Below are 17256 nucleotides of genomic sequence, written 5' to 3' on the forward strand. Positions count from 1 at the left end.
CGACATCAGGCACCCGTGCGCCTACTGGACGAGCGCGTCCGGCTTGCCCTTGCTGCGCGGCCGTTCCTCGACCATCTTGCCCCAGACGATCATCCGGTACTTGCTGGTGAATTCCGGCGTACACGTGGTCAGTGTGATGTAGCGCCCCGGCTTGGTGAAACCCGACCCCTTGGGGATCGCGTCCAGCACGCTCGTGTTCGACGGCGCCGTCACCGGCAGGATCGAACTCATCTTGTAGACGAAGTACTCGTCCTGCGTCTCAACGACGATCGCGTCGCCCGGCTTGAGGCGATTGATGTAGCGGAACGGCTCACCGTGCGTATTGCGGTGACCGGCGAGCCCGAAGTTGCCCGTCTTCGCGTCCGGCATCGCCGTCTTCACACTGTCCGGGCCGTAGTGCCCGACCATCCCCCGGTCGAGAACCTTCGACTTGCTGATGCCCTCGGCGATCGGCGCCACCACGTCCAGCTTCGGAATGTGCAGGATGGCGAAACCCTGCCCCGGCTCGAACGCCCCCGGCGTCCGCTTCCCGTTCGCCCAGTCCTCCTGGAGGTGATGCGCGGCACTGCCCGCCTGCTGATGCGCGCGCACGTTCGACCACCACAGCTGGTAGGTCACGAACAACAGCATCAGCACACCGGTGGTGATGAACGCCTCACCGATCACCCGGCTCACGATGACCGCCGCACCCGGCTTCTGCGCCCGCGCCGCACGCCGCGCCTCAAGACGTGAACGAGGCGTCTCCGAAGAACCCTCAGCGGGCGCCTCCACGGCCGCCTGCGCGCCCCCGTGCCTCCCCCGGCGCCCCGCGGCCTTCCGGCGCGCCGCACGCCCCCCAGGGGCGGCTATGGACTCGCCCCCGGCCGCCTCCACGGCGCCCCCGCGCCTGCGCGACACCTCCGGCATCTCCGGGATCCGCAGCGCCACCGTCTCGTCGTCCGGCACCCGCGGCGCCACGACCCGCTGCCCCACGTCGAACCCGGGCACGGCCGCCCCTCCGTACGACGCACCGGCGGGGTCCGTACAGGACGGGCTCTCGGCCTCCCCGTAGGACGGAGCCGCCGGCTCCCCGTACGCAGGGGACACCGGCACCTCGTACGGCGCCTGCACCGGCTCCTCGTACGACGGCCCCGCATACGACTCCTCGTACGACGGCTGCGGCACCACCCCCTCGAACGGCCCCGGCCCAGGCTCATACGGCCGCTCAGCCGCCCCGTACCAGTCCCGCGGAGACCCGTCGGAGTCGTACCACTCCTCCTGCGCCACAGGCCGCTGCTGCGCCGGGAGCGGGTCCGTCAGCGGATCGGCCAGCTGCTCGACCGCCGCCTCGAACGCCTCCGCACCCTCGAACGCGTCGGCGCCCCCGTAGGCAGCCTCGCCGCCGTAGGGGGAACTTTCGCGCTCAGGGCGCAGCGCGGTCACGCCGTAGCCCTGCCCACCACCGGGGCCAGCCCCACCGACCTCGCCACCGCCTCCTGGTCCCCGCACTCCACCAGCCAGTTGGCCAGCATCCGATGCCCATGCTCGGTCAGCACCGACTCCGGATGGAACTGCACACCCTCGACCCGCAACTCACGATGCCGCAGCCCCATGACAATCCCGTCATGGGTCCGGGCCGTGACCTCCAGCTCGGCCGGAACAGTCGCAGGCTCAGCGGCCAGCGAGTGATACCGCGTCGCCGTGAAGGGCGACGGCAGCCCCGCGAAGACACCCGCACCATGGTGCTCGACGAGCGACGTCTTGCCGTGCAGCAGCTCCGGCGCCCGGTCCACCACACCGCCGTACGCCACCTGCATCGACTGCATGCCCAGACAGACACCGAACACAGGGACGCCCGTCGCGGCACAGTGCCGGACCATGTCGATACAGACACCCGCCTGCTCCGGAGCACCAGGCCCCGGCGACAGCAGCACACCGTCGAAACCGTCCTGAGCATGCGCCGTCGACACCTCGTCGTTGCGCAGCACCTCGCACTCCGCACCCAGCTGATACAGGTACTGGACCAGGTTGAAGACGAAGCTGTCGTAGTTGTCCACGACGAGAATCCGGGCGCTCACTGGTCGTTCACCGTCACATCGTTGAAGGGCAGCAGCGGTTCGGCCCACGGGAAGACGTACTGGAAGAGCACGTAGACCACCGCAAGGACCAGAACGAGCGAGGTCAACGCCCTCACCCACGCGTTCCCCGGCAGATGCCGCCAGATCCAGCCGTACATGCCGTCCCTTCCGTAGCACCACGGCACTTGAGTCACGCCATACACCACAGGACTCACGCCGTACTGCACCAGACTAACGGCGCAGGGCCTCCGGTTTCCCGGCCTCCACAGGCTGGGTGGAATCAAGGTGCGCCCAGACGATCAGCCGATGACTGTGCCCCCACTCCGGTTCACACGTGGTCAGGGTCAGATAGCGGCCCGCACGCGTGTACCCCGACTTCTTCGGCACGGGGTCGATGACCGCGACATCACCCGGCAGCGTCTTGTACGGCTTCGTATCGATCCGGTACGTGAACCACGACGTGCCGTCGGTCAGGACCACCGCGTCACCCGGGCGCAGCCTGGGGAAATCCTTGAAGGGGTCGCCATAGGTGCGACGGTGGCCGGCGACCGCGAAATTCCCCCGCTGACCCAGCTGCGCGGTACGCGCGTAATGGCCGAGGCCTTTCTTCAGGGTGCCGACGCCGGTCCCGTCGAGCACCGGCTTGTTCCACGTGAAACCAAGCCGCGGGATGTACATGATCGCGAAGGGCTCGCCGTTCACATAGGGCGCCGGTTTCGCGGGGCTCCCGGCGGCCGGCGCACCGGAGCTTCCGCTTCCGGCCGCCGGGGAAGACGGCAGCCCTCCCGACGGCGTGGGTACCGGGCGCACCGACCCCTGCGACCACCGGTCCTGCAGCTTGTCGATCTGGTGGTCCATCACCGAGTCGGCCTTCACACCGGTCCAGAACAAGACATAGACCACGAAGAGCACGATCACGGTCCCGACGGTGATGCACAGTTCGCTGATCGTCCTGACGACCACTCGCACCGACACAGGGTCCCCCAGCGGCAGTTACTCCACTACTCCACAGGCGTCGCGTAGTGGAGATCCACTGTGCCCGAGTAGCCGGGAAGAGTCACCGTCCCGTTCTCCTCGACTTTCCAGCCGAGCCCGTACACGTTGACGTACACCATGTAGTTCTGGATCGCCGGCGAGGCCGCCAGCGCCTTCTGGAGCTTCTCCGGGTTCCCCACCGCGGTGATCTTGTACGGAGGCGAGTAGACGCGGCCCTGGAGGATCAGGGTGTTGCCGACACAGCGCACGGCGCTGGTGGAGATCAGCCGCTGATCCATCACCTTGATGCCCTGGGCACCGCCCTGCCACAGCGCATTGACCACGGCCTGCAGGTCCTGCTGGTGGATGACCAGGTAGTCCGGCTGCGGCTCCGGATACCCCGGCAGCTTGGCCGTGGCGTTCGGCGGGGCGTCGTTGAGTGTGACGGTGACGGCCTTGCCCTTGAGCTTCTGGGTGCCCGCGTTCTTCTCCAGCGCCGCGAGCTTCGCGTCCTCCGCCTTCGTACGGCCGTCATCGCGCTCGGCGAGCGACTCGACATCGTCGCGCAGAGCACCGTTGGACTCGTCGAGCTGACCGTTCTTGTGACTGCGCTCCTGAATCAGGTCGGACAGCTTCAGCAAGGACGCATCCGTACGGATATTGGTGCCCTTGGCCGTATTGAAGCTGGTGAAGAAAATCAGCCCCGCCAGGGCAAACACCGCTACGGTGAGCACCCGCAAGGGCCGGAAACGGCGTGCGCGGCCAGGGGTGGACCCCGTCCCTGGAGAGTCGGCAGAATTGCTCAACGTACCCTTATCTCCTTCGGCGCCGCGGAAGCACTACGCTAACGGACGCCCGGGGGAGCACTCAGTGTCCCCTTGTACGCTGCCCCGGAGCCAGCCCCAGTTCCCTGCGCGGCCACGCAGCGCATCGACAGGAGAGACCCTCGTGCCGAAGTCACGTATCCGCAAGAAGGCCGACTACACGCCGCCGCCGTCCAAGCAGGCGACGGCCATCAAACTGAACAGCCGCGGCTGGGTAGCCCCCGTCATGCTGGCGATGTTCCTCATTGGCCTGGCCTGGATCGTCGTCTTCTACGTGACCGACGGCTCCTTGCCGCTCGACGCCCTGAACAACTGGAACATCGTGGTCGGCTTCGGCTTCATCGCGGCGGGATTCGGCGTCTCCACCCAGTGGAAGTAGCCGCTTTCCCGGTCGGGTAACGGAAGCCGACGGGCAGCTGGACGTACCTCTGCCCCAAGCTATCCACTGAGTTATCCACAGCGTTTTCCACAGTGGGGAAAAGAACGACGATCTGTGGATAACCCATCCGGTGTTGACGCCGGTGTGACTGACCTACCGGGATCCGCAAGTCTGTTCGCCCCCTGTCCTACCTGGGAAAACTCGGGTCAGCGACAGGGGGCACAGTTGTTCCCACACAGCGTGCACAAGATCCGGCACCGTCTGTGGACAACACCGGCCGCTCAGGTCAGCTGAACGGTCCTGACCAGCGTCATGACGACGACCGCGACCAGGATCACGGCACACACTCCGTACTGGATCAGGGCCCGTCGCTCCCGCGGCGCGTGCACCATCGCGTAGCCGACGACGACACCGACGACGAGGCCGCCGATGTGCGCCTGCCAGGCGATGTTGGGCCAGCCGAAGGTGAAGATCAGGTTGATCACCAGCAGGGCGATGACCGGGCGCATGTCGTAGTTGAGGCGGCGCATGAGGATGGCGGTCGCACCGAGGAGGCCGAAGATCGCGCCGGAGGCGCCGAGCGAGGGTGTGTTCGGCTCGGCGATCAGGTAGGTGAGGGCGCTGCCGGCGAGGCCCGAGGCGAAGTAGAGGGCCAGGTAGCGGGCGCGGCCGAGGGCGGCTTCCAGGGGGCCGCCGATCCACCAGAGGCTGAGCATGTTGAAGATGATGTGCATGACGCTGCCGTGCAGGAACATCGCCGTGAGCAGCCGGTACCACTGGCCTTCGGCGACTCCTTCGACGGAGCCGAGGAGTGGGACGTAGGCGCGGCCGAGGAGGTCGAAGCGTTCGGTGAAGCGGTCGCCGGCTGTCTGTTGCACCACGTAGGCGGCGATGCAGAGGCCGATGAGGATCTTGGTGACGAGCCGCGGGTCGGTGGTGACTGTGCCGCCGGCGAGGGTGCGGGGCTGGGTGGCGGTGGGCGGGTGGCCGGTGCCTGAGCCGCCGCGTACGCAGGTGGGGCACTGGAAGCCGACGGAGGCGCTGACCATGCATTCGGGGCAGATGGGGCGTTCGCAGCGGGTGCAGCGGATGCCGGTTTCGCGGTCCGGGTGTCGGTAGCAGGTGGGCAGGCTCTGGGCGTCCTGCGGTCCCTGTTCGTGCGGGCCCTGCGGGTTGCCTGGTGCCTGGTCCATGGGGGTCCCCTCGTGTGTCCGTGCGTCGGCTGCGCGTCGGGCGCGTGCCTGTCCGGCCGGGCTCTGTGCGGGCCTGGTGTGCGCAACGCATCGCCCCGCTCATCCTTACGGATGGGCGGGGCGTTTGGTTCCCTGTGGGATCCGGTGGGCTCAGCCTTCGCGGGTCTCGACGACGACGGACTCGATGACGACGTCGTTGACGGGGCGGTCGGTGCGCGGGTTGGTCTTGGTGTTGACGATGGCGTCCACGATCTTCTGGCTGGCCGCGTCGGTGATCTCGCCGAAGATGGTGTGCTTGCGGGTCAGCCAGGCCGTCGGAGAGACGGTGATGAAGAACTGGGAGCCGTTGGTGCCCGGGCCGGCGTTCGCCATGGCCAGCAGGTAGGGCTTGTCGAAGGCGAGGTCGGGGTGGAACTCGTCCTCGAACTCGTAGCCGGGGCCGCCGGTGCCGTTGCCCAGCGGGTCTCCGCCCTGGATCATGAAGCCGCTGATCACCCGGTGGAAGACCGTGCCGTCGTAGAGCTTGTCGGTGGACTTGGCACCCGTCTCGGGGTTGGTCCACTCACGCTCGCCCTTGGCGAGTTCGACGAAGTTCCGGACCGTCTTGGGCGCGTGGTTCGGCAGGAGCCGGACTTCGATGTCGCCTTGGTTGGTCTTCAAGGTGGCGTAAAGCTGCTCAGCCACGATCTGCCTTCCGTTGCCTTCTCTGACTCCCCGATCCTCGCACGGACGGGGTCGTGCGTCTCCCGCCACCACCGTTGCGCGCGCTTAGTACCCCTTCTTCAGGGCACCCGGTTGTGGTCTTCGGAATGAAGTCCGGGGTGGTGTCGGCAGAAAACCGGTCGACTCCGTTCGGACGGGGGCGCGTCGCGACGATCCGTGGCATTGTCGACGACAAGCTCCTGTTGCCCTGTATTAATCCGCTATTGGACTTGATCGTTGCTTGTCAGTCGCTTGATCGTCCCTGATCGCCCCTTTGACCGGCTCCGGCTCCGAGCTCACCCAGTGCCGGTACCCGTGACCCGGATGCCCGCCCTCACATGCCCCGGAGACCGCTGACGGGCATGATCCCGATAAGGGCGGAAAGGTGAAATACCGTACGCCACCGAGGAGGAGGAAACCCGTGACCCGCATCGACAGCGTGCGCGCCGCGACCGGCTCGGCAAAGGACAGCGTGCTGCACGCCGCGGAAGTGGTGGCGCCCTACGCCGACACGGCCAAGGACAGGGCCGCACACTACGCACACGAGGCACGCGTACGGCTCGCGCCGAAAGTGTCGCTGGCCGCCGATCAGGCCCGCGTCCAGTACGACGCTCATCTCGCGCCGCGTCTGGAACAGGCCCGTTCGCATGTCCCGCCGAAGGTCGACCAGGCCGCTCATGACGCCGCCGTCCGTACTCGTCAGGCCGCTCGTCAGGCCGCCGACTATTCCAAGCCGCGTATCGACCAGGCGGTGGCCGCGGCTCAGCCTGTGAGGGAAGAGGCTGCGGCGCGTGGAGTGGCCGCGCTGGCCGCGCTGCGTGGCCAGGTTTCGCCCAAACAGATCCAGAAGCTGGTGCGCAAGCAGCAGCGGCGGGCGAAGGCCGGCCGTATCGCCAAGGGGCTGGCTGTTCTGGGCGTCGTGGCGGGCGGCGCCTATGCCGCTTGGAAGTGGTGGGACAAGCAGGCCAACCCGGACTGGCTGGTCGAGCCTCCTGCCGCCACCGAGGTCCCGGACAGCGGCCGTCTCACGTCGGTGGACGGCACTGGTCTGGACCCGGAGGTGCAGGCGAAGGCAGCCGAGGAAGAGGCGGCGGATCAGGACGAGCACCGCTGATCCCGGCCGCCGGGCCGGGCCTCAACGACGCCGTGGGGCAGAAGACTTGAGGGTCTTCTGCCCCACGGCGTTTGTGTCGGGCTGTTTCCCGGGGCGTTGTTTCACGTGGAACCGGCGGGGCCGGGCGGCTCCCTTTCCGAAGGGAAGCGCTCGCATTTACAGCACGTCCACACGATGACGTTTGCAACGCCCGAACGGCACGAGATCCTCACATTTCTCTTCACGGTACGCATTGCCGTCGTCACCCATTTCCGCCATGGCCGGATCGCACAAGGCCGACGGACCGGGGCCCAGCGCCCTCACTGTCCGCGACCGGCCCCCGCGGCGGGCGCTCGGACCGCTCCGCCCGCTTCTCTTTGCGCAAAGTACTGCAACGACAGCAAACTAATTGCTGTGGTCCACCTCACCGAAACGCAGGACCGGCCGGCCGCCCTGAGGGGCGACCGGCCGGTCTGAATGTGGAGCCTAGGGGAGTCGAACCCCTGACATCTGCCATGCAAAGACAGCGCTCTACCAACTGAGCTAAGGCCCCGGGAGGGGAGCGTCCGGCCGGAAGGATGTCGCACCGGCGGGCGCCGGGGACCAGAGTACCGGGTCACCCCCCGGATTCCGCAAAAAGATTGGGGGTCCCCGTGGGCGACCACTCTCCGTAAGATGCTCGACGTGGTTCGCGACAGCGAACCGCCGTTTTGGGGAAGCGATGGGGAGACGCAATGGACGCCGCACAGCAGGAAGCAACCGCAAGAGCCCGGGAGCTGCAGCGGAACTGGTACGGGGAGCCGCTGGGGGCGCTCTTCCGCAGGCTCATCGACGATCTGGGTCTCAACCAGGCGCGGCTTGCCGGGGTGCTGGGGCTGTCGGCGCCCATGCTGTCGCAGCTGATGAGCGGCCAGCGTGCCAAGATCGGCAATCCCGCGGTGGTCCAGCGTGTGCAGCTGCTCCAGGACCTGGCGGGGCAGGTCGCGGACGGCAGCGTCAGCGCGGCGGAGGCGACCGAGCGGATGGACGAGATCAAGAAGTCGCAGGGGGGCTCGGTGCTGAGCAACACCACGCAGTCGACGACCAGTTCGGGTGCGCCTACGGTCAAGCGGGTGGTCCGCGAGATTCAGTCGCTGCTGCGGTCCGTGGCGGCCGCCGGCGACATCATCGAAGCCGCTGACACCCTCGCCCCGACCCACCCGGAACTGGCAGAGTTCCTCCGGGTGTACGGCGCGGGCCGCACCTCCGACGCTGTGGCGCACTACCAGTCGCACCAGAGCTGAGCGACAGCCCGGCCGCCGAACGCCCCGCCGCCGGAGGCGCGTTACGCCTTCCGGCCACCGGGAGACAGGCAGCCGGGCACCTCGCACGAGGCTGCCGGGCCGACCGCCGAAGGGGGAGCGAGGCACGAGCATGGGTGAGGTCTTCGCCGGCCGGTACGAACTGGTCGACCCGGTCGGGCGTGGGGGAGTCGGTGCGGTCTGGCGTGCCTGGGACCACCGGCGGCGCCGGTATGTGGCCGCCAAGGTCCTGCAGCAGAGCGACGCTCACTCGCTGCTGCGTTTTGTGCGCGAGCAGGCGCTGCGGATCGATCATCCTCATGTGCTCGCGCCGGCCAGCTGGGCGGCCGACGACGACAAGGTCCTGTTCACCATGGACCTGGTCGCCGGGGGCTCGCTGGTCCATCTCGTCGGCGATTACGGCCCGTTGCCCGCTCCCTTCGTCTGCACCTTGCTCGATCAGCTCCTCGCGGGGCTCGCCGCCGTCCATGCGGAGGGGGTGGTGCACCGTGACATCAAGCCGGCCAACGTGCTCCTCGAGGCCACCGGTGCGGCTCGGCCCCGGCTGCGGTTGTCCGACTTCGGGATCGCCATGCGCCTGGGCGAACCCCGGCTGACGGAGACGAACTACGTGGTGGGAACGCCCGGTTACTTCGCTCCTGAGCAGATGATGGGTGCCGAACCGGACTTCCCCGCCGATCTGTTCGCCGTGGGACTGGTCGCCCTCTATCTGCTGGAGGGTGCCAAACCCGACGCCAAAGCCCTCATCGAGTACTTCGCGGCCCATGGCACGCCGGGGGCACCCCAGAGCATTCCCGAGCCGCTGTGGCAGGTCGTGGCCACCCTGCTGCAACCGGACCCGGACGCGCGCTTCCGCACGGCCACGGGGGCGCGCAAGGCTCTCGCCTCGGCGGCCGAGCTGCTGCCCGCGCCGTTGGTCGACGACGAGCTGGTCGAGGTCTTCGACCAAGTGGGGCCGCTGCCAACGGGTTTCGGGCCGGCGGGGCCGCTCAGGACATCTCCGGGGGTGAGTCCGTCGCGCTCGCGCCTGGGCGCCGTATCGCCATCCGGTGGTGACAGCACGCCTCGTCTCGGGGGCACCGGGACCAGCGGCGGCGCTGCGGTTGCTCAGACCGGGACCAGCAGCGGCACCATACCTCCGCGCCCCCGCACCGCCCCGCCGATCCCGCGTTCCGACGACGGCACCTTGCCCCCACATCCCGGTGCCGTCACCGCGACTCCTCCACCGCCGCCTCCCAGCAGTCCACCGACGCCGTACCCAACCGGCAGCGCGGTTCCAGAGCCCGGGGCCGGCAGCGCGAACCCGGACACGGCTCACTGGCACGCCGCCGGTACTGCGCCCCCTTACCTGGACACCGGCACCACGGCCTCTCGGTCCGCCCCCGACGGCACGCCCCCGCAGCCGTCCCCTATGTCGTCCCCTATGTCGGACACCGGAAGCTTCCATCTGCCGCCGCCCCAGGTCCAGTCGGTGACGCAGCCTCCACAGCGGACTGCTCCCGCGGGGCCCTCCGCTCCCCCCGCGGCCCCGGAACGCCCGACGCCAACTCCCGTCCACACACCCGTCTTCGAGCCCCCGATCGCGTCCCCTCATGCGTCCTCCCCTCACGAGCCCGCGGCTTCCAACATCGCGGTGCAGCCGCACGCGTTTGCCTCTACTGGTTCATACACCGCTCGGACCTCGCAGGTTCCGCCTCAGCGAAGGGCAGTTTCACGGCATCGCACGAGGCGTCCCGGGCCGCCCGCGACCGTGGCCGTGCCGGTCCTGTTCCTCGCGGTCATCTGCTTCGCGGTGGGTTTCTGGGCGCTGGCCCAGATCTGAGGAGCCCCGGGCTGAGGAGCCCAAAGCCAAGCAACCAGGAGCGAGGAGCAAGGCGCTGAGGAGCAAGGCGCCAGGTGCAGAGGCAGCCGCCTCAGGCTCCCGTCCGCTCCCCCCACCCACCGGACGCACGGCGGCGGGCGACGGTCCTCCACAGGGCGAGCGTCAGCACCAGCACGCATCCCGAACCGATCCCGGCCGCGGCCACCAGCTTCATCGTCCGGCCCCCGCCACCCGACCCGTCCGCACGACTGTCACCGCCATCGCCATCGCCATCGCCGTTGCCGTCGCGCCCGCTGCCGGCCGTACCGGCGTCCGCCTCTGCCCGGTCCTGCGCGCTGACGTCGAAGGCGCCCCGGGGTTCCGACTGCCCCGCGTACGCCGGACCGGCCACCGCAGTCCCGTTCACACGCACGCGCAGCGTCATCCCGAGCGGTCCGTCGCCGAACTTCTCGGCGACCTGGGCGCCGAGGTGCACCACGAGGTAGTAGGAGCCGGCGAACCGCATCGCGCTCAGCCGGTCATTGATCGCGTAGCGATTGTCGTACTGGACGGGAGGCAGGGGCCGCAGTGTGGCCGACCGCTGCGTGCCGTCGTATCCACAGCCCACGTCGTCGACGTGGGCGCGTACCGGGTTGTAGAGGGACATGGACAGGGCGGTGCCCACATAGCCGTCGCCGCCCGGTGAACTGCCGAGTTCGGCGGTCGCGTAGAGCTGCTGGCCCCAGTCGACGGGCACTCTGTAGAAGAGTGTCTGACCGGCCCGGATCCCCGTCTGCCAGACGCCCTGCCGCAGGGCGACGGCGGTGCTGAAGCCCATGCCGCCCGTGCGGCGGCCGGCATCGCCCGGAAGGGCTTCGGGCGGCGCGGAGTTCCAGCTCTCGGGCGCAGCAGTCGAACCGGCGTCCCGCAGGTGGGGCTCCGACGCGTAGTCGAGCTCCAGGTCCCAGTCGTCCGAAGCGGAACCGGGCGGCCCGCTGCGCTCGACGACCGCGTAGTACGTGCCTGCTTCCTGGCATGCGTATTTGCTGCGGCTTCCGATCTCGCGGGCCGCCCAGGCGGTGACGGGGTGCGGGCTCTGCGTGGGCCCGAGATGCGCGGACTCGGAGGAGCAGGTGGAGCCGTCGGCGTCCTGCACGGTCACCTTGACGCCGTCCGCGGACGAGACCGTCGTCCCCAGCCTGGGGACGGCCGTGGCGGAGACGTACGCGCTGGAGGTGGCGTCGAGTTCGAGGCGGTAGTAGAGCTTGCCGTCCTTCTTGATGGAGCTGCGGTACGTCCCACCGGGCTCCAGGCGTACGGCGCCCGTGGTGCCGTCGGCGCCTTCGACCGTCTTGGCGTCCTTGGCGAAGGTGTACGGATCCGGCGTGCTGCTCGCCCGGGACCGCTTGACGAGGGATGTGCCCCGGAGAGGGGCTGCCGCACCCGCCCGGCTGCCTGGCCCACTCTTGGGAGCGGCCGCTGCCGTGCTCACCGCAGCCGTCGTCGTGCACAGTGCCGCGGCTACCGTCACCATCGCGAGCACCGCCGCCGATGCTGGTGCCGGTGCCTGGCCACCGCGTCGCGACACCGCGCGCCACTTCACCGTGCGCCGCCCCATCACGCGCCACCCCTCGTCGCAGCCCCGGATTCGTGGCCCATCCTGCCCCGGCCGCCTCCGCACCACCACGCTCCGGGTACGCGCGGCCGAAACGCGCCCCTCACGCCCCCTGGGCCGGCGCTCCCGGATCTCACCGGCTGAGTGCTGGGGCGTCGGAACTCCCGACTTTGCCCGTGCAAGTGATTCGCTTGCTAGCGCGAACCGGCCCGTCGACGGGCACGCGGACAGGCCCTTGGATGCCCCGCAGGCAACACAAAACCCCGACCGCGAGGGCGGCCGGGGTCTGCTCTGAGACTGATGTCTCGACTGTTGTCGATCCTCACGAACCCGTGGGGACGGAGTCAGTCGCCTCCGTCCACAGATCCTGCTCGGCGCGATCCGCCTGGATCTGGCGGTACACGAGGAGCCCGCCGATGGCGGCCAGTGCGACCAGGAGAAGCTTCTTCACCGCGCTACCTCGTCTTTCCTTGACGTAGGGGACCTCTGGCGCCCGACTATACACACCGACCGATACCGATCGGTGACCTGCGTCGGCCCCCAACTCCCGCCCGGAACACCCCAGTAGGGCGGGAGGGCGACGCCACGTTCAGAGGGTTACCACTCATCGCACAACGCGACTTTTCGCCGCTCTTCCTGTCTTTTCAGGCCTCTTGCACCCATCCGGGTGGTGTTCATCTGAACATCGACGCGCCACGGGCGTCGGTCCCCCACTTCGCGGCCTCCATACACATCATGAGGAAAGTACGCAAATCGCCCAACCCGAAAGTGAGGGGCCGTGGCCCAGAACAAGGTCATGAAGCTGTGGAGCACCGTCGTCACCGCGCTCCTCGCGCTGTGCACGGCGCTGGGACTCATCACGACCACCGCGGCCGCGGCGGTACCGCAGGCCTCGTCGGCGCGCAACACCGGCGCCCACTCGACGGCGCCGACGGCGCTGGCCCCCTGGGCCTCGTCCAACAGCCGGGCCCTGCCCCCCACCATGAAGCAACGCATCCGCGCCGAGGCCCACGGTTCCTCACCGAGCTGCCGCCACCGCCCGACGACGGACGACGACGACACGGACGACGGCACGGACGCGGACGCGACCGAGATCGACGTGGAGACAGGCCCGGACGCAGCGGCAGAGGCAGCGACTGAGGCTGTCGAGCCCCTTCACCGCTGACCGCCCGACCGCACCGCCTCTCCCGTACGAGCGCGCGGTAGCACCCCCCGGCACCCCCTGACGTAGCGGCGAACTTGCGTACAAAGCCACACAGGGCGATGGCCCGGCAACTCGGACGAGTTGCCGGGCCTTTCTGCATTGCCGTACCCGGCTATGGCGTCGACAAGTTCGGGGTACCCGTGCGCCGGATCATCCTCACGACGTGCGGTACATGTGCACGGCGGGCCCACAGTCGCACAGGGCCCGCAGACGATTCGCACTCGATCACCAGCGCGCCTGTCGGGAGCCGCCACACTTCGCGGATGGTCGCCTCGCGTGCGCAGACATAGTTCAGATCTGCCGGGAGTTCACGCAGCCGTGTCCACGACCGGCGAGGCCTCCAGCGGAACTCGCTTCCGGCCTGCACCCGGCCAAGGCTGACCACTCTCATCCCAGTGCCGGCTGTCCCCCACCGGAGGCATTGTCTTGACCACGGGCCGTTCAATGCCGTGACGACTCATGGCTTCCACTCGCCGAGTCGCTGGAAGATCCACTCATCGGCTGATGTCGGCAATAGATGTCAAAGACCCCCAGCCGATATCGACTGGGGGTCTTTGCACTGGTGGGGCTAACAGGATTTGAACCTGTGGCCTCATCCTTATCAGGGATGCGCTCTAACCAACTGAGCTATAGCCCCGCCGCGCTCTGCGGTGTATGTCCCGCGCGCTGACCTCTGAAGATTAGCGCACGACGCGGCCAGTCCCAAAATCGGTATCCCGGGCTCCGGGAGCGGCCCCGAGGACCTGCTGTTACTCGTCCTCGGCGAGGGTCAGCTCGACGCCGCCGACGAAGCCCGCGGAGAGGTTGTAGATGAACGCGCCGAGCGTCGCCAGCGCCGTGGCGAGGACGACATCGATGACCGCGATGATGGTCGTGAACATCAGGACATGGGGCAGCGACAGGAACGACTGCAGGTCGAAGCCGTTGGACTCGTTCGAGCCGGTGGCCTCGGAGATCGTGCCGCCGACGGTCGAGAAGACGCCCATCGCGTCCATGACCATCCACAGCACCGCGGACGCCACGATCGTGCAGACGCCGAGGGCGATGGAGAGCAGGAAGCTGACCTTCATCACCGACCACGGGTCGGCCTTGGCCACCCGCAGGCGCGCCTTACGGGTGCGGGGCGTGGTGCGCGCGCCGGTCCGCGGACGCCGTACGGCAGCGGCCGGCGCGGGGGCCGGCTGGTAGGCCTGCGGCGGGTGATACGGCCCGGCGGGCTGCTGCGGCTGCCGTTCGCCCGGCAGCGCGGAGCCGGCCTGCGGAGCGGCCGGAGCTGCCGCCGCGGCCGGCCCGCCCGGAGCCGCCGGGCCCGAACCGGCCGCGTACTGCTGGGCCTGCGGACCTCGGGTGTCCGTCACAGTTCCCCCCTGGGATCCATGAGAGTCATGGGAGTCAGCCGTCTCCGTGGCGGTGCCACGGCCGCCGTCCGTTTCCGTACCGGTCGATCCGGCGCCCGTGGCTCCGCTCACGATGACTCACTCCTCGCGCTACTCGGCCGAGGACTGCTCGCCCTCTTCCGTACCGACGACCTCGATGTCCTCGGCGGTCTCGTCATCGGCGATCACGCCTTCGACTTCCTCCGCCTCACGACCGGCCTCGGCGTTACGAGCGATACCGACCACGGCATCGCGCTTGCCCAGGTTGATCAGTTGGACGCCCATGGTGTCACGGCCCGTCTCCCTGACCTCGTTGACTCGCGTACGAATCACACCGCCGGACAGCGTGATGGCGAGAATCTCGTCGGTCTCCTCGACCACCAGCGCGCCGACGAGCGATCCGCGGTCCTCGACGATCTTGGCGGCCTTGATGCCGAGGCCACCGCGACCCTGGACGCGGTACTCGTCGACGGCAGTTCGCTTTGCGTACCCACCGTCCGTAGCAGTGAACACGAACGTACCGGGTCGAACAACATTCATCGAGAGCAGCTCGTCGCCCTCGCGGAAACTCATTCCCTTGACGCCCGAGGTGGCACGGCCCATCGGACGCAGCGCGTCATCCGTGGCCGTGAACCTGATCGACTGGGCCTTCTTGCTGATCAGCAGCAGATCGTCTTCTGCCGAAACCAGCTCGGCTCCGATCAGTTCGTCGTCGGATCCGCTCTCCGTCTCCCGGAGATTGATCGCGATGACGCCGCCGGCGCGCGGGGAATCGTAGTCCTTCAGAGATGTCTTCTTGACCAGCCCGCCCTTGGTGGCGAGGACCAGGTAGGGCGCGGCGTTGTAGTCGCGGACCGCGAGGATCTCGGCGATCGCCTCGTCCGGCTGGAAGGCCAGCAGGTTCGCGACGTGCTGACCCCGCGCGTCCCGGCCAGCATCCGGGAGTTCGTACGCCTTGGCGCGGTAGACGCGGCCCTTGTTGGTGAAGAACAGCAGCCAGTGGTGGGTCGTCGACACGAAGAAGTGGTCGACGATGTCGTCCTGCTTCAGCTTCGTGCCGCGGACGCCCTTGCCGCCGCGCTTCTGCGAGCGGTAGTCCTCGGTCTTGGTCCGCTTGATGTAGCCGCCGCGCGTGATGGTGACGACGATGTCCTCTTCGGCGATCAGGTCCTCCATCGACATGTCGCCGTCGAAAGGAATCAGCTTGGACCGGCGGTCGTCACCGAACTTGTCGACGATCGCGGTGAGTTCCTCGCTGATGATCTGCCGCTGCCGCACCGGCGAGGCGAGGATCGCGTTGTACTCGGTGATCTTCGCCTGGAGTTCGTCGTGCTCCTGGACGATCTTCTGGCGCTCGAGAGCGGCCAGTCGGCGCAGCTGCATCTCGAGGATGGCGTTCGCCTGGATCTCGTCGATCTCCAGGAGGCCCATCAGGCCCTCACGCGCGATGTCGACGGTGTCGCTGCGCCGGATCAGCGCGATGACCTCGTCGATGGCGTCCAGGGCCTTCAGGAGGCCACGCAGGATGTGCGCGCGCTCCTCGGCCTTGCGCAGCCGGAACCTCGTACGGCGGACGATGACCTCGATCTGGTGCGTCACCCAGTGGCGGATGAACGCGTCGAGCGACAGCGTGCGCGGGACGCCGTCGACCAGCGCCAGCATGTTGGCGCTGAAGTTCGACTGCAGATCGGTGTGCTTGTAGAGGTTGTTCAGTACGACCTTGGCGACCGCGTCGCGCTTCAGGACGATGACCAGACGCTGGCCCGTACGGGACGACGTCTCGTCGCGGACGTCGGCGATGCCTCCGACCTTGCCGTCCTTCACGAGATCGGCGATCTTCTGCGCGAGGTTGTCCGGGTTGACCTGGTAGGGGAGTTCGGTGACCACCAGGCACTGGCGGTTCTGGATCTCCTCGACCTCGATGACCGCGCGCATCGTGATGGAGCCACGACCCGTGCGGTAGGCCTCTTCGATGCCCTTGCGGCCCACTACGAGGGCGCCGCTCGGGAAATCGGGGCCCTTGATGCGCTCGATCAGCGCGTCCAGGAGCTCCTCGTGGGAGGCCTCCGGGTTCTCCAGGTACCACTGGGCACCGGCCGCGACCTCGCGCAGGTTGTGCGGCGGGATGTTGGTGGCCATACCGACCGCGATACCGGCGGAGCCGTTGATCAGCAGGTTCGGGAAGCGGGCCGGCAGGACGGTGGGCTCCTGGGAGCGGCCGTCGTAGTTGTCCGTGAAGTCGACGGTCTCCTCGTCGATGTCGCGGACCATCTCCATGGACTGCGGCATCAGCTTGCACTCGGTGTACCGCATGGCGGCGGCCGGGTCGTTGCCCGGGGAACCGAAGTTGCCGTTGGAGTCCACCAGCGGCATCCGCATCGACCACGGCTGTGCGAGGCGGACCAGCGCGTCGTAGATCGAGGAGTCACCGTGCGGGTGGTAGTTGCCCATGACGTCGCCGACGACACGGGCGCACTTGTAGAAGCCCTTCTCGGGCCGGTAGCCACCGTCGTACATGGCGTACAGGACGCGGCGGTGGACGGGCTTGAGGCCGTCCCGGACGTCGGGCAGAGCACGCGACACGATGACGGACATCGCGTAGTCGAGATACGAGCGCTGCATCTCCGTCTCGAGCCCGACGGGCTCGACGCGCTGGGCGATGGCGCCCTCTTCAGGCGTACTGGGAGTGTTCTCGTCGGTCATTGCTGGCGAAGATCCTTTCTGGTGCGGTCAGCT

General features: G+C 68.3%; 16 protein-coding genes and 2 tRNA genes. 5 read left to right on the plus strand and 13 right to left on the minus strand.

Features of this window, described 5'->3' with window-relative positions; translation table 11 throughout:
* Positions 1 to 21: 21 nt before the first annotated feature.
* Genes ACFWM2_RS38550 through ACFWM2_RS38570 form a run of 5 tightly spaced genes read right to left on the minus strand, consistent with a single transcriptional unit; the run spans position 22 to position 3838 of the window.
* Positions 22 to 1422 carry a class E sortase gene (locus ACFWM2_RS38550; protein ID WP_383290469.1) on the minus strand — a complete coding sequence of 467 codons (1401 nt, stop codon included), beginning with the start codon at positions 1420 to 1422 and terminating at the stop codon, positions 22 to 24.
* Positions 1419 to 2057: an aminodeoxychorismate/anthranilate synthase component II gene (locus ACFWM2_RS38555; protein WP_383290472.1), complete on the minus strand. Its 639-nt coding sequence runs from the start codon at positions 2055 to 2057 to the stop codon at positions 1419 to 1421. The genes ACFWM2_RS38550 and ACFWM2_RS38555 overlap by 4 nt, the downstream gene beginning before the upstream one ends.
* On the minus strand, positions 2054 to 2251 hold the full coding sequence (locus tag ACFWM2_RS38560; RefSeq protein WP_383290475.1) for a hypothetical protein: 198 nt from the start codon (positions 2249 to 2251) through the stop codon (positions 2054 to 2056). The genes ACFWM2_RS38555 and ACFWM2_RS38560 overlap by 4 nt, the downstream gene beginning before the upstream one ends.
* Before the next feature lie 37 nt (positions 2252 to 2288).
* A complete protein-coding gene (locus ACFWM2_RS38565; protein WP_383290478.1) occupies positions 2289 to 3026 on the minus strand; it encodes a class E sortase in 738 nt (245 codons plus the stop codon).
* A gap of 32 nt (positions 3027 to 3058) precedes the next feature.
* The gene (locus ACFWM2_RS38570; RefSeq protein WP_383290481.1) at positions 3059 to 3838 is read right to left on the minus strand and encodes a DUF881 domain-containing protein; all 780 of its coding nucleotides are present in this window, start codon (positions 3836 to 3838) and stop codon (positions 3059 to 3061) included.
* Between the two features lie 142 nt (positions 3839 to 3980).
* Here ACFWM2_RS38570 and crgA point away from each other — a divergent pair, with 142 nt between their 5' ends.
* Positions 3981 to 4235, plus strand: coding sequence for a cell division protein CrgA (gene crgA, locus ACFWM2_RS38575; RefSeq protein WP_383290484.1), 255 nt, complete (start codon positions 3981 to 3983; stop codon positions 4233 to 4235).
* Between the two features lie 281 nt (positions 4236 to 4516).
* Here crgA and ACFWM2_RS38580 read toward each other — a convergent pair whose 3' ends face one another.
* Together ACFWM2_RS38580 and ACFWM2_RS38585 are read right to left on the minus strand one after the other, a co-directional pair.
* Positions 4517 to 5428, minus strand: a complete 912-nt coding sequence (locus ACFWM2_RS38580) for a rhomboid family intramembrane serine protease (RefSeq protein ID WP_383290487.1) — start codon at positions 5426 to 5428, stop codon at positions 4517 to 4519.
* A gap of 150 nt (positions 5429 to 5578) precedes the next feature.
* Positions 5579 to 6112, minus strand: a complete 534-nt coding sequence (locus ACFWM2_RS38585; protein ID WP_383290490.1) for a peptidylprolyl isomerase — start codon at positions 6110 to 6112, stop codon at positions 5579 to 5581.
* Between the two features lie 439 nt (positions 6113 to 6551).
* Here ACFWM2_RS38585 and ACFWM2_RS38590 point away from each other — a divergent pair, with 439 nt between their 5' ends.
* A complete protein-coding gene (locus ACFWM2_RS38590) occupies positions 6552 to 7244 on the plus strand; it encodes a DUF5324 family protein (protein ID WP_383290493.1) in 693 nt (230 codons plus the stop codon).
* 459 nt (positions 7245 to 7703) lie between these two features.
* Here ACFWM2_RS38590 and ACFWM2_RS38595 read toward each other — a convergent pair.
* Positions 7704 to 7776: transfer RNA gene (locus ACFWM2_RS38595), tRNA-Ala, on the minus strand.
* A 181-nt stretch (positions 7777 to 7957) separates the two neighbouring features.
* Here ACFWM2_RS38595 and ACFWM2_RS38600 point away from each other — a divergent pair.
* Both ACFWM2_RS38600 and ACFWM2_RS38605 read left to right on the plus strand, forming a co-directional pair.
* Complete coding sequence (locus ACFWM2_RS38600; RefSeq protein WP_362023614.1) at positions 7958 to 8506, plus strand: DNA-binding protein; 549 nt, start codon at positions 7958 to 7960, stop codon at positions 8504 to 8506.
* Positions 8507 to 8636: 130 nt separating this feature from the next.
* Positions 8637 to 10346 (plus strand): protein kinase, encoded by a 1710-nt coding sequence (locus ACFWM2_RS38605; protein ID WP_383290496.1) that lies wholly within the window; start codon positions 8637 to 8639, stop codon positions 10344 to 10346.
* Positions 10347 to 10437: 91 nt separating this feature from the next.
* Here ACFWM2_RS38605 and ACFWM2_RS38610 read toward each other — a convergent pair whose 3' ends face one another.
* Together ACFWM2_RS38610 and ACFWM2_RS38615 are read right to left on the minus strand one after the other, a co-directional pair.
* Complete coding sequence (locus ACFWM2_RS38610; RefSeq protein WP_383290499.1) at positions 10438 to 11859, minus strand: hypothetical protein; 1422 nt, start codon at positions 11857 to 11859, stop codon at positions 10438 to 10440.
* Positions 11860 to 12262: 403 nt separating this feature from the next.
* Positions 12263 to 12391 (minus strand): DLW-39 family protein, encoded by a 129-nt coding sequence (locus tag ACFWM2_RS38615; RefSeq protein ID WP_003999697.1) that lies wholly within the window; start codon positions 12389 to 12391, stop codon positions 12263 to 12265.
* A 327-nt stretch (positions 12392 to 12718) separates the two neighbouring features.
* On the opposite strand from ACFWM2_RS38615, the gene ACFWM2_RS38620 reads away from it, so the two are divergent.
* A complete protein-coding gene (locus ACFWM2_RS38620; RefSeq protein WP_383290502.1) occupies positions 12719 to 13105 on the plus strand; it encodes a DUF6344 domain-containing protein in 387 nt (128 codons plus the stop codon).
* 599 nt (positions 13106 to 13704) lie between these two features.
* On the opposite strand, the gene ACFWM2_RS38625 is transcribed toward ACFWM2_RS38620, so the two are convergent.
* The 3 genes from ACFWM2_RS38625 to gyrA all read right to left on the minus strand — a co-directional run bounded on the left by ACFWM2_RS38625 (position 13705) and on the right by gyrA (position 17223).
* Positions 13705 to 13781 (minus strand) — tRNA-Ile (locus ACFWM2_RS38625).
* 112 nt (positions 13782 to 13893) lie between these two features.
* Positions 13894 to 14613, minus strand: coding sequence for a DUF3566 domain-containing protein (locus tag ACFWM2_RS38630; protein WP_383290505.1), 720 nt, complete (start codon positions 14611 to 14613; stop codon positions 13894 to 13896).
* An 18-nt stretch (positions 14614 to 14631) separates the two neighbouring features.
* A complete protein-coding gene (gyrA, locus tag ACFWM2_RS38635) occupies positions 14632 to 17223 on the minus strand; it encodes a DNA gyrase subunit A (RefSeq protein WP_383290508.1) in 2592 nt (863 codons plus the stop codon).
* Between the last annotated feature and the right edge of the window lie 33 nt (positions 17224 to 17256).

This window comes from Streptomyces sp. NPDC058371, assembly GCF_042723265.1.
In the GTDB taxonomy this organism is placed as follows: Bacteria; Actinomycetota; Actinomycetes; order Streptomycetales; family Streptomycetaceae; genus Streptomyces.

Coding starts and splice junctions, on each gene's coding strand:
- ACFWM2_RS38580 (WP_383290487.1), bottom strand. CDS start 5,428: ATGGACCAGGCACCAGGCAACCCGCAGGGCCCGCACGAACAGGGACCG.
- ACFWM2_RS38600 (WP_362023614.1), top strand. CDS start 7,958: ATGGACGCCGCACAGCAGGAAGCAACCGCAAGAGCCCGGGAGCTGCAG.
- ACFWM2_RS38605 (WP_383290496.1), top strand. CDS start 8,637: ATGGGTGAGGTCTTCGCCGGCCGGTACGAACTGGTCGACCCGGTCGGG.
- ACFWM2_RS38610 (WP_383290499.1), bottom strand. CDS start 11,859: ATGGTGACGGTAGCCGCGGCACTGTGCACGACGACGGCTGCGGTGAGC.
- gyrA (WP_383290508.1), bottom strand. CDS start 17,223: ATGACCGACGAGAACACTCCCAGTACGCCTGAAGAGGGCGCCATCGCC.